This is a genomic window from Nocardia lasii, assembly GCF_042658545.1.
GTDB lineage: Bacteria > Actinomycetota > Actinomycetes > Mycobacteriales > Mycobacteriaceae > Nocardia > Nocardia lasii.
Genome location: NZ_JBHSQN010000002.1, coordinates 758,623 through 771,055, shown reverse-complemented (window position 1 = coordinate 771,055; position 12,433 = coordinate 758,623). Strand labels below are relative to the sequence as shown.

At 69.7% G+C, this 12,433-nt stretch carries 5 protein-coding genes; 4 read left to right on the top strand and 1 reads right to left on the bottom strand.

Annotated elements, in window-relative coordinates; genetic code table 11:
• Positions 1–11: 11 nt before the first annotated feature.
• On the bottom strand, positions 12–2,210 hold the full coding sequence (locus ACFP3H_RS07290) for an MMPL family transporter (protein ID WP_378601631.1): 2,199 nt from the start codon (positions 2,208–2,210) through the stop codon (positions 12–14).
• 270 nt (positions 2,211–2,480) lie between these two features.
• Here ACFP3H_RS07290 and ACFP3H_RS07285 point away from each other — a divergent pair, with 270 nt between their 5' ends.
• From ACFP3H_RS07285 to ACFP3H_RS07270, 4 genes are read left to right on the top strand one after another with little or no spacing between them, the layout of a single operon-like run.
• The gene (locus tag ACFP3H_RS07285; protein ID WP_378601331.1) at positions 2,481–8,873 is read left to right on the top strand and encodes a type I polyketide synthase; all 6,393 of its coding nucleotides are present in this window, start codon (positions 2,481–2,483) and stop codon (positions 8,871–8,873) included.
• On the top strand, positions 8,873–10,279 hold the full coding sequence (locus ACFP3H_RS07280; RefSeq protein ID WP_378601329.1) for a condensation domain-containing protein: 1,407 nt from the start codon (positions 8,873–8,875) through the stop codon (positions 10,277–10,279). The genes ACFP3H_RS07285 and ACFP3H_RS07280 overlap by 1 nt, the downstream gene beginning before the upstream one ends.
• A complete protein-coding gene (locus ACFP3H_RS07275) occupies positions 10,276–10,992 on the top strand; it encodes a hypothetical protein (protein WP_378601327.1) in 717 nt (238 codons plus the stop codon). Before ACFP3H_RS07280 ends, ACFP3H_RS07275 begins: the two co-directional genes overlap by 4 nt.
• On the top strand, positions 10,989–12,404 hold the full coding sequence (locus tag ACFP3H_RS07270; protein WP_378601325.1) for an MFS transporter: 1,416 nt from the start codon (positions 10,989–10,991) through the stop codon (positions 12,402–12,404). The genes ACFP3H_RS07275 and ACFP3H_RS07270 overlap by 4 nt, the downstream gene beginning before the upstream one ends.
• The last annotated feature ends 29 nt before the right edge of the window (positions 12,405–12,433 follow it).

Genomic DNA, 12,433 nt, shown 5'->3' with positions numbered 1-12,433 from the left:
ACTCCGCCTGCTCAGTCGCGGTCGCCCGGGGCGGAACCGGACAGTGTTGGTTGGGGCAGTGATTCGCGTGGGGGAGCCGCGCTGTGGTGGCGCAGCCAGGCCGGCGCCCACCAGCAGGCGTCGCCGAGCAGCCGCATCGAGGCGGGCACCAGCACCATGCGCACGATGGTCGCGTCGATGAGCAGCGCGGTGACCATGCCGAAGGCGATGTACTGCATCATCAGCAGGTCCGACAGGGCGAAGGCGCCGGTGACCACCAGCAGGATCAGCGCGGCGGCGGTGATGATCCGCCCCGTCCGGGCGACCCCGGCCCGCACCGCCTCGGTCGTCGTGGCCCCGGCGGCTCTGGCCTCGACGATGCGCGAGAGCAGGAACACCTCGTAGTCGGTCGACAATCCGTAGACCACCGACACGATCACCACCAGGACCAGCGACATGATCGGTTGCGGGGTGAAGCCGAACACCCCCGCCCCGTGCCCGTCGATGAACACCCAGGTGAGCACGCCAAGGGTGGCGCCGAGTCCGAGCAGGTTCAGCGCGGCCGCCTTCAACGGCAGCACCAGCGAACCGAAGGTCAGCGCCAGCAGGATCGTGCTGGCCAGGAAGACGAGCGCGATCATCAGCGGCATCCGCTCGACCAGCGCGTCGATACTGTCCTTCTCCACGGCGGGCTGCCCGCCCACCAGCAGCGTCGTCCCCGACGGCAGCGGCATCGAGCGCAGATAGTCGATGGTCGCCTCGGCATTGTCGGAGCTCGTGAGCACGGTCTGGGTGGTGAGCACCTGGGGTTGGAACGGTGACTGCATCGGCGCGGCGAACGGCGCCGCCAGGCCGGGCGCGCGATCGGCCTCGGCGCGCACCAGATCGGCCTTGGCCGGATCGAAGGTGACGATGACCAGGTCGATCGGGTCGATCTGGCGCAGCGGGAACAGTTCGTCGAAGTGCTGCTGGGCCAGTCGCGTCGGATGCTCCGGCGGCAGGAACCGCTCGTTGATCGACCCGAAGGCCAGATTCTTGATCGGGATGACGAGCAGCAGCAGGCCGAGGCAGATCGGAATCGCCACCACCAGCGGACGTTTCATCACCCCGGCCGCGAACCGCCCCCAGGCGTTGTTCGGAACATCGTCGCGGTCAACAGGTTTGCGGAACCAGTCCACGCCGAGCCAGTCCACCCGACGGCCCAGCACCGCCAGCATCGCGGGCAGCAGCGTCACCGAGGTGATGGCGGCCAGCGCGATGGTGATGATGGCGCCGTAGGCGAACGAGCGCAGGAACCCCTGCGGGAACACCACGATGCCCGCCGCCGCGACCGCCACGATCAACGCCGAGAACAACACGGTGCGCCCCGCCGTGGTCACCGAGCGCCGCACCGCGTCCTCGACCGAGCTCCCGTCGGCGAGTTCCTCGCGGAAACGGCTCAGCACGAACAGCCCGTAGTCGATCGCCAGCCCGAGCCCGATCATCGAAACAACGGGGGAGACAAAGGAATTGACCTCGGTCACCGCCGTCAGGCAGCGCAGCAACCCCCACGCGCCGAGCATGGTCAGCCCGCCGACGATCAACGGCAGCGCGGCCGCGACCACCCCGCCGAACAGGAAGAACAGCAGCACCGCGACCGCCGGAATGGCGAACAGCTCCACCCGCCGCTGATCCTGCGCCATGGTGTCGTTCAACGCCGCCGCCACCGGCTGCCCACCGGCCAACTCCACCTCGACCCCGGGAATCACGAACTCGTCGGCGATCTCGCGATAGTTACGGCCCTGCTCGGTGGGATCGAGCCCGCTGATCGCGATGGAGGCGAACGCGTGATCGCGCTCCGGTGTGCCGAACACCTCCGGCAGCGCCACCCCGGAATCGGTGGCCCAGTACGCGCCGTTGATCCGGTCGATCTGCTCGGGAAACCGCTGTGGCAGCGCGTTCAAGCCGGCCACGACCCGCTCGGCGAACACCGGATCGTCCACGGTGCTGCCCGCGGGCGCCCGGAACAGCAGCAGCACATCGCTGCTGTGATCACGGCCGAACGCGTTGTCGCGCGTCTGCGCCGCGCGCACCGACTCCGAGGCCGGATCGTCGAACCCCTTGGAGCTCAGATCCGCACCGAGGCCGAGCCCGTAGGCACCCAGTGCCAACAACCCGGTCACCATCACCACGATGACGGTGTAGCGCCGCCGGACGACGGTGTCTGCCCACTGTGACAACTCGGCGAACACATTCGCCTCCCAACTGCTCGCGATGGGGTCGAACTTGTCACTGTCGGTGGTCTTTTCGGCCGCGAAAAGACAAAGTTGCAGCCGGTCACAACAGTTCTCGGAAATCTGTTGTGAGCGGTGACGGTCCGGGCTGGGGGCGATCACAGGGAATTCGGCGAATGCCCGTCCGAAATTCCAGAGGTCGCTGATCGCGCGTTCGTCGAGGTGGCGGGCTCCTACGTTGACATCAACGGTCACTTGCCGCAGACCGGTCTAGCCGAAGGAAATGACGTGTCGGATATTGCCATTGTCGGAATCGGATGTCGGTTCGCGGGTGGGATCGATTCCCCGGAATCGTTCTGGGACTTTATCGTCGACAAACGTGACGGCGTCGTGGAGATGCCCGCCGATCGCTGGGATTGGCGCCGCTACTACGACCCGGAACCGCGCACCCCCGGACGCAGCTACACCAAGCACGGCGCCTTCATGACCACCGATCCGTGGGAGTTCGACCCCGACTTCTTCGGGATCTCCCCGCGCGAGGCCACCGTCTTGGACCCGCAGCAGCGGCTGATGCTCGAGGTGACCTGGGAGGCCCTCGACGACGCCGGCATCGCGGGCAACGCGGCCGGGTCGCGCGTCGGCGTGTACGTGGGTGGGTTCGTGGTGGACCAGTCGGTCATCGGCGTGGTCGGTCCGGCGCTGTTCCACACCGACATGCACACCCCCGCCAGCGCCTCGTACACGATGCTGTCCAACCGCGTCGCCTACGCGCTGAACCTGGTCGGCCCCGCGATCACCGTGGACACGGCCTGCTCGTCCTCGCTGGTAGCGCTGCATCTGGCCTGCCAGGCGCTCGAGAACGACGACTGCACGGTCGCGCTCGCCGGTGGCGTGAATGTGATGTTGCAGCCGGAGACCTTCGTGCTGATGTGCAAGGGCAGCTTCCTGGCCGCCGACGGGCGCTGCAAGTCCTTCGACGCCTCGGCCGACGGCTACGGGCGCGGCGAGGGCGCGGGCATGGTGGCGTTGAAGAAGCTCGACGACGCCGTGCGCGACGGCGACCGCGTCTACGCGGTGATCAAGGCGACCGGGTCCAACCAGGACGGCCGCACCACCGCCATCACGGTGCCCAATGTCGACTCGCAGGAGGCGCTGGCCCGCACAGTGTGCGAACGCTCGGGCCTGGCCCCCGACGAGATCACCTACCTGGAAGCCCACGGCACCGGCACCCTGGTCGGCGACCCGGTCGAATTGCGCGCTCTCGGAAGGGTGTTCGGCTCCCCGTCGGGCCGCACCGGCACCATCGGCGTCGGCTCGGTGAAGGCCACCATCGGCCACACCGAAGCCGCCGCGGGCGTGGCCAGCGTGATCAAAGCCGCACTGGCCCTGCGACATCGGACCCTGCCGCCGCAGGGTTGGCTGAACAAGCCCAACCCCGACATCCCGTTCGAGGAACTCGGCCTGCACGTGCAGACCGAGGCCGAGCCGCTGCCCGAGAACGGGACGCCGATGTCGGTGGCGGTCAACGGTTTCGGCTACGGCGGCACCAACGCGCACGCGATCCTGCAGGAATACCGCGCTCCCGCAGCGTCGTTCGCGACCCCACGCCACCTGGGCATCTTGCCGCTGTCGGCCCGCAGCACCGGCGCCGCCCGCGCACTGGCCGGTCGCTTCGCCGACCTCATCACCGCCGGGGCCGACCCCGACCGCCTGGCCGAGGCCGCCTGGACCCGCATGGCCCACCATCCGTTCCGCACCGGCGTCCTGGTCGACGGCTCCACCGACGACCTGGTCCGCGAACTGCACGAATATGCCGCCGGTGGTGGCCGTGACGCCACCCGTGTGGTGTCCTCCGGCACGACCGAGCCGGTGTTCGTGTTCTCGGGCATGGGCCCGCAGCACTGGAAGATGGCGCGCGGCCTGCTCGCGGCGGACGGGGTGTTCGCCGAGACCGCGCGCGAGATCGACGCCGAATTCCAGGCGATCGCCGGATGGTCGATCATCGAGGAACTGCGCAAGCCCGAGCAGGAGTCCCGGGTCACCCGCACCGAGGTCGCCCAGCCCGCGAACTTCCTGGTCCAGGTGGGTCTGGTGGCGGAGCTGGCCGAATACGGCATCGCCCCCGCCGCCATCGTCGGCCACAGCGTGGGCGAGGTGTCGGCCGCCTATGTCAGCGGGATGCTGACCCTGCGCGAAGCGGTGCGCGTGGCCTACCACCGGGCCCGCCTGCAAGCCACCACCGCGGGCACCGGCGGCATGCTCGCCGTCGGCATGACCACCGCGCAGGCCGAGGCCCTCATCGCCGACGACCCGCGCGTGGACATCGCCGCCATCAACAGCCCCACCTCGCTGACCCTGTCCGGTGACGTGGACCGCCTCGACGAGATCGCCGAAAAGCTCACCGAGGACGGCATTTTCGCGCGCCGCCTGCGCGTCGAGGTGCCCTACCACAGCCGTCTGATGGCGCCGATCCACGACGAACTGCTCACCGCGCTCGCCGACCTGAACCCGCAGGCGCCCCGCGTGCCGCTGTACTCCTCGGTCACCGGCGCGCTGGTCACCGAGGGTGACTGGAACGCCGAATACTGGTGGTCCAATGTGCGCCAGCCGGTCCGGTTCTTCGACGCCGTCGTGAGCCTGATCGGGGCGGGCAGCCGGGTCTACCTCGAGGTCGGCCCGCACCCGGTGCTGTCGGGCAATATCCGCGAGGCCCTGGTCGACGCCGACGTGGCGGGCACCACCGTGCCCACCCTCGACCGCGAACAGAGCGACTCGCACAGCCTGCGCCGCACCCTCATCGGCCTGCACGCCGCCGGTGTCCTCGACCGCGACGTGCTGTTCCCGCCCGAGCACGCCACCACCCCGCACGTCCCGCTGCCGCGCTACCCCTGGCAGCGCACCCGCCTGCACTCGGCGCTGCCGCTGTTCGAACAGGCCCGCCTCGGCACCCCCGACGGCTACGCCATGCTCGGCGACCCGGACGTGGAGGGCCGCCCCGAGTGGCTGCTCCAGGTCGGCACCGAACTGCTGCCCTGGCTGGCCGACCACGTCGTCAACGGCGTGAAGATCATGCCCGGCGCCGCCTACCTCGACGCGGCGCTGAGCGCGACCGCGCAGCGCATCGGCAGCAAACAGGTTGCGCTGGAAGGGGTTCGGTTCGTCGCCCCGCTGATCATGGGCGCGCCCGACGTGCCCCTGGTGGCGATGAGCGTGGAGGAGGCCAGCGGTCGCTTCCTGATCCGCTCGCGCAGCGCCACCGGCACCGCCTGGACGGTGCACTCCTCGGGCCGCACCCTGACCGGCAGCCACGAGCAGGTCGAGGTCGAGGTGCCCACCATCGAGGTGGGCGTCGATGTCGACCCGGCCATGTTCTACGCCGGCCTGTCCGCCGCAGGCCTGCAGTACGGCCCGACCTTCCAGCGGGTGACCTCGGTGCGGGTCGGCCGCGACGTGGTGCTGGCCACCGTCGACGGCAGCATCGCCGCGGACTCACGCCACCTCGCCCACCCCGCGGTGGTGGACGCCGCGATGCAGTGCGCCGCCATGCTGTTCACCGACGAGCGGATCAACGAGGGCGTCATGGTGCCCGTCGGCGTGAGCGCCGTGCGACTGCTGGCCGAACTGCCCGAGCAGATCACCGTGATCGCCAAGCGCGACCCGAAGGCCCGCCTGCGCGCCGACGTCGACCTGCTCGACGCCGACCACAAACTGGTGGCCCGCCTCACCGGCCTACAGATCGGCGCCCTCAAGCCCGGCGACGACCCACTGCACCGCATGGCCGACTTCTACTACACCGAAACCCTCGAACAGCGCGAACCCCTCGACCCGGCGGCCCTGGCCGAAGCGGGCACGGCGTCCACGCTGATCGTCGCGCTCGGCGAGAGCGCCCGCGCCGGTCGACTCGCCGCCGCGATCCTCGGTTCGCGGTTGTACACGGCCGCCGACGATCTCGAGACCGCCCTGGTCGCCGAACTCACCGCCGCCACGGCCGAGGAGACCCAGCGCGTGCACGTCTGCGTCGTGGCCGGTACCGCCTCCGACGACCTCGCCGACCTGTGGACGCTGAAACGCGTCGCCGTCACGGTCTCCGAGTTCGCCAATCCCACCGTGGAAGGCGCACCGCCGCAGTCGCACTTCGGCGACGGCAACATCCACGCCACCCTGATCACCGAGGCCGCCTTCACGGTCCCCGGCAGCGACCTCGCCCCGAACCCGCGCCAGGCCGCGCTCGCCGGCGCGCGCCGCGTCCTGCTCAACGAGCAGACCCCACTGCGCTGGCGCCTGATCGACACCGAACCGAACACCCCGATCGCCGACCTGATCACCGAACTCGGTGTGCCGGGTGCTTTCTCGCTCGACAACGTCGACGAGGTCCTGCTCCGCGACGGCATCCGCTGGGCGCCCTCGGTCACCAAACCGCTGCCCGATCGCATCGAGGAACTCGAGACCGCGCACCCCCTGGCCGACCCGGAGGCCAACTTCGAACTGGACATGCCGCGCACCCGGCTGCTCTCGCAGGTGGCCTGGCGGCAGTGCCCGCGCCCGGCGCCCGGCCCCGGCCAGGTGGAGGTCGCCATGGCGGTGATCGGCCTGAACTACAAGGACCCACTCAAGATCATCGGCCTGCTCGGCGAACGCGAACTCGCCCCCACCTACTTCGGCACCGTGCCCGGTATGGAGGGCATCGGCACCGTGGTGCGGGTCGGCGACGGCGTCGACGATGTCGCGGTCGGGGACAAGGTGGCGGTGGCGTCCAAGGGCATGATGCGCCGCTTCGCCGTGGTCGACCGTCAGCTCGCCGTCGGCGTGCCCGCCGACACCGACCCCGGCTACTGCACCAGCACCATCGCCTTCGGCACCGCCGAATACGCCCTGCACGACCTGGCCCGCCTCGAACCGGGCGAGACCGTGCTCATCCACGGCGCCGCGGGCGGGGTCGGTACGGCCGCCATCCAGGTCGCCAAGGCGATCGGCGCCCGCATCATCGGCACCGCCAGCTCGCCCGAACGCCGCGCGCACGTGCTCGCCATGGGCGCCGACCACGCGGTGAACTCGCGCTCGCTCAACTTCGTCGACGAGGTGCTCGCCCTGACCGGCGGCGTCGGCGCGGACGTGATCGTCAGCAGCGCGCCGGGGGAGATCCTGCGCCAGAACTTCAACGCCGCCGCCGAATTCGGTCGCATCGTCGAGGTCGGCAAGGCCGACATCTACACCGGTGGTCTGCTGGAACTGGCCAACTTCGACAAGAACCTCTCCTACTACTCGATGGATCTGGACCGCCTGGTCGCGGTCCGCCCGCAACGGCTCTCGCGGCTGTTGCAGCGGGTGTTCGAGAAGGTCACCGAGGGCACCTACACTCCGCTGCCGTACCAGATGTTCGAGACCCACGAGGTGAGCCAGGCCTTCGAGGAGACGCTGCGTTCCTCGCGCGTCGGCCGCATCGCCCTGCGCATGGACGACGCCACTCCACCCGTGCGCCCCTACCTGCCCCCGATCGAGATCGACGGCGCCGCAAGCTATCTCATCACCGGCGGCTTCGGCGGTTTCGGCATGGCGATCGGGCGCTGGCTGGCCCTGCGCGGTGCGCGCCGACTGGTCCTGGTCGGCCGCAGCGGTGCGAGCACCGACACGGCCCGACGCCAGCTCGAGGTCTGGCGCGCGCTCGGCATCGAGGTGATCGAGGAACTCGCCGACGTCACCGACACCGCCGCGATCGCCGCGATCGTCGCCCGTGCCCACCGCGCCGACCACCCGCTGCGCGGGGTCTTCCACGCGGCGGGCGCGGTCTCCGACAACCGCCTCGCGAAGATGGAATTCGACCAGCTCGACCGCGTCTACCGACCCAAAGTCCATGGCGCGCAGGTGATCCACCAGGCCGTCGCCGACGCCGGCATCACCCTGGACATGTTCGTCCTGTGCTCCTCGGGCGGGTCGATGTACGGCATCTACGGCCAGTACAACTACTGCGCCGCCAACCTCGCCGTGGAGACCATGGCGCGGCGCTGGACCGCCGCGGGCGAACGCGCCCTGTGCATCGGCTGGGGCCACCTCTCGGGCGCCTCCGGCGGCATGGCCTCGGACGAAACTGCCGAAAAGTATTTGGACCTGGTGGGATTCGGCCCGATCGACATGGCCGACGCCACCGCCTACCTGGAACAGACCCTGCGCCTCGGTGCGTCCAACGCGGCGATCATCCCCACCGACTGGGCCAAACTCACCGGTACCTTCCCGCAGCTGGCCCGCACCGGCCGCACCGCCGCACTGGCCCAGACCTCGGCCAAGGACACCTCCGAATTGGCCAGGCTCCGCAGCGAACTCGCGGCGATGGACGAGGCCAAACGCGGCCCCGCGATCGCCCGCAAGATGGCCGAGGAACTCGCGGTCGTCATGGGGGTGCCGGTCGAGTCGATCGACATGACCGTGCCGGTGCCCGAACTGGGCCTGGACTCGCTGATGGCGGTCGAACTGGGCGCGCGGGTGACCAAGACGCTCGGCATCGACCTGATGTCGATGCAGATGGGTCGCTCGTTCAGCCTCGAACAGGCCGGACCCAAGGTCGCCGAACTGATCCTCGCCTCCGAACCCAGTGTGGCGCCGCCACTTCCGGAACCGGTGGCCGAGGCGCCCCAGGAACCGGCCGTGGAACGATCGGCGGAGGTCTCCATGGCGGGATCGCACTGATGGTCGACTTCGGTTTGATCGACGAATGGCGCCCGGCGCCCGGCCGGCTCGTGACCTGGTTCGCCTCGGCGGACTCGGTCGCGCGCGCGGCCGCGGCGCCGGCCCACCCGGCACCCCCGTCGCTGCAACAGGAGCAGTACCTGCGCCTGGCCGACCGCCATTCCGGCGCGGACTTCCGGTTCTCCGGGCTGTGCCTGGTGACCGCGGTGATCCCCACCGGCGACCTGGACCGCGACGCGATCACCCGCGTCATCCACGCGTTCCTGTTGCGCCACGACACCTTTCGCACCTGGTTCACCGTCGAATCGGGCGGTCGGGTGCTGCGGCACCTGGTGCCTGAGGTCGATGTCGAGTTCGTGCCGGTCGATTACGGCTACATCGACGACCCCGAGGCCATCTGCCGCCACGTCGAGAAGACCACCCCCGGCCCGTTCCAGTGGGACTGCTTCACCTTCGGCGCGATCGACCACGGCGACACCACCACCGTCTACCTGGCCGTGGACCACCTGCACACCGACGGCCTCGGCCAGTACCTGTCCGCGGCCGACTTCGCCCAGCTCTACGCCGCCGAGGTCTGGCCCGACGCCGAACCACCGGCCCCGGCGGCCAGCTACCTGGACTACTGCCGTAACGAACGCTTCCTCAGCGACCAACAATCGCTGTCCTCGCCCGGGGTGAAGAAGTGGCTGGCGCTGTTGCGCGGCAACGACAATCGGCTACCGGTCTTCCCCCTGGACCTGGGCAAGAAGACCGACGGCTACCACCGCAGCGCGCACCGCAGCGTCGTGCTGCTCGACGACGCCGAGGGGGACCGGTTCGAGCAGGTCTGCCGCGCCAACGGCGCGGACTTCGTCGGCGGGGTCTTCGCCGCGGCGGCACTGACCGAACGCGAGCTCATCGGCGCCGACTACTACTTCGGCATGACCCCGATCAGCACCCGCACCAGCGCGGCGGAGAACAACTCCGTCGGCTGGTACGTGACGCTGGTCCCGGTCGCCTTCCCCATCAGCGACCGCACCACCCTGGGGCGCGCGATCAGCCTGGCGCAGCGGGCCTACGACAGCGGACTCCTGTTGGCGCCCACGTCGTTTCACCGCGTCCTGGAACTGCTGCCCGCCGACTCCGAGATCAAGGCCGAACCCGGCTGGGTCACCCCGATGATCTCGTTCATCGACGCCAGGGACTTCGTCGGCAACGAACTGTTCGACTCGCTCGACGCCGGCGTCTTCGCCAACCGCGCCGCCTCCGAGGAAGCGCTCATCTGGATCAACCGCCTGCCCGGTCGGACCTCGCTGAGCGTCATCTTCCCCGACACCGCCATCGCCAACGACTCGGTGGATCGCTACATCGACACCATGCGATCGGTATTCGCCGCCGTTCTCGCCAGCGCCGTGGAGACCCCATGATCCGAGAAGAGTTCGAGCCCTCCATCTTTCACGACCCCGGCATCCCCGACGGGGAGAAATCCACCTACCGGGTCGGGATCACCGGCCAACCGGGCGGGCTCGAGGTTTCCCACGTCGTCATGCACAATCGCGGCGGCTACCACACGACCCTCGAGGTACGTTCGGCCGAATCGAGCCGGGGCGCACGCGAATCGGTCACCATGATCGAGCAGCGCATCGGCCGCATCGACGGATGCCTGCACGCGGAAACCTATCGCGCGCAAACTCTTTCGGGCTCGACGGTGGTGTCACGGGAAGAAGCCACCTTCGCCGACACCCTGCACCTGCAATCCGGTGGTCTCCTCGCGCCCTTCCCGCCGAACATCATGCCGATCGCGGGCGGGCTGACCCTGCTGCGCGGACTCGCGTTCGCCGACGGATTCAGCGCCGCGATCGACGCGTGGCTGGGGTTCTCGGTGCACTGGCCGCTGCTCGCGCGGGTGGAGAAACAGGTCGTCATCGCCAACCCCGCCGGGGTGTTCCCGTGCTGGCAGGTGCGCCTGCGACCGGGCTTCGAGCACGTCAACGGGATGCTGGACAAGATGGTCGGCTCCGTGGTGCCGCCGTTCCTCGCCCACTTCGAGGTCGCGGCGCCACATCGACTGGTGCAGTTGAGTTTTCCGACCGAGATGTCGATGTCGGCGCCGCGCGCCACCATGGAGTTGGTGTCGTGAGCACCGACGTCGCGAAATCGCCGGTGCCCGAACTGGGCGCGTGGTTGGCCTTCGGCGCGTGCCTGATCGCGGTCTTCATGCAGATGATCGACGTGACGATCGTCAACACCGCCCTGCCGAGCCTGACCGCCGACCTCGGCGCGTCCAGATCCGCACAGCTGCTGGTCATCTCGGGCTACGCGCTGGCCTTCGCCTGTGCCCTGCTCACCGCCGCCCGCATCGGCGCCATGGTCGGCAGACGCCGGATGTTCCTGATCTCGGTCGTCGCGTTCACCGCCGCCTCCCTGTGGTGCGGATTGGCCGGTGGCGCACTGGAACTCGTGCTCGCCCGGGTCGTGCAGGGGGCGGCCGGGGCGGGCATGGCCGCGCAGACCATCGCCATCCTCACCGCCGGTTTCCCGCGCGAACGCCACCCGCTGGTCTTCGCGCTGTACGGGGGAGTGGCCGGGTTCGCCGGCATGCTCGGGCCGATCGTCGGCGGGGTGCTGATCACCCTCGACATCGGCGGGTGGGGGTGGCGATCGGTGTTCCTGATCAACCTGCCCATCGGCCTGTTCGCCTTCGCGCTGGCCTGGAAATTCCTCGACCGCACCAGCCCGGTCGGCCGCCACCGCCTCGACCTGGTCGGCGCCGCCCTGTCCGGGCTCGGCCTGTTCGCCCTCATCGCCGGGCTGGCCCAGATCCAACAGCACGGGTGGCGACCGCCGCTGATCGCCGTGGTCGGGGCCGGACTCGCGCTGATCGCGGTGTTCCTCGCCCACCAGCGCACCCACCCCGCCCCGCTGGTCCGCCTCGACCTGTTCGCCAACTACGGCTTCCGTATCGGCTCGGTCCTGGTCGGCGCGTTCTTCGGCCTGTTCACCGCCTTCGTCTTCGCCGCCTCGATCACCATGCAGGACGTCCTGGGCTACTCACCGCTGCTCACCGGCCTGGTCATGACCCTGTTCGCCCTCGGCGCGGGCGCGGGCGCGATCGGCTCACTGATCCTGGTGCCCCGCTTCGACATCTGGGCGCTGGCCGCGGGCATCGCCCTGTTCGGCGGCTGCATCGGCGCCGGCGGGATCTATCTGCACCTGGTCGACGGGAACGCGAGCGCGTGGCTGTGCGCGGGCCCGGTCTTCGCCGCGGGCTTCGGCGTGGGGATCTTCGGCGTGCAACTACAGCCGATGATGCTGTCCGGCCTGAACGCGGACCGCATGTCGGAAGCCTCCGGGGTCCTGCCCACCGTCGAACAGGTCGGCAACGCGGTCGGCCTCGCCATCCTGACCACCGTCTTCTTCGCCTCCCACACCCTCACCGGCACCATCACCATGATGATCGCCATCGCCGCCGTGGCCTTCACCCTCGCCGCCCTGACCCTGGCGATGCCCGCGCGCGCCCGCCGCGAACAGGACGCCCTCGCCGCTCGGTGACAGCGCGTGGTGCGGTCCTCTTGGTGATG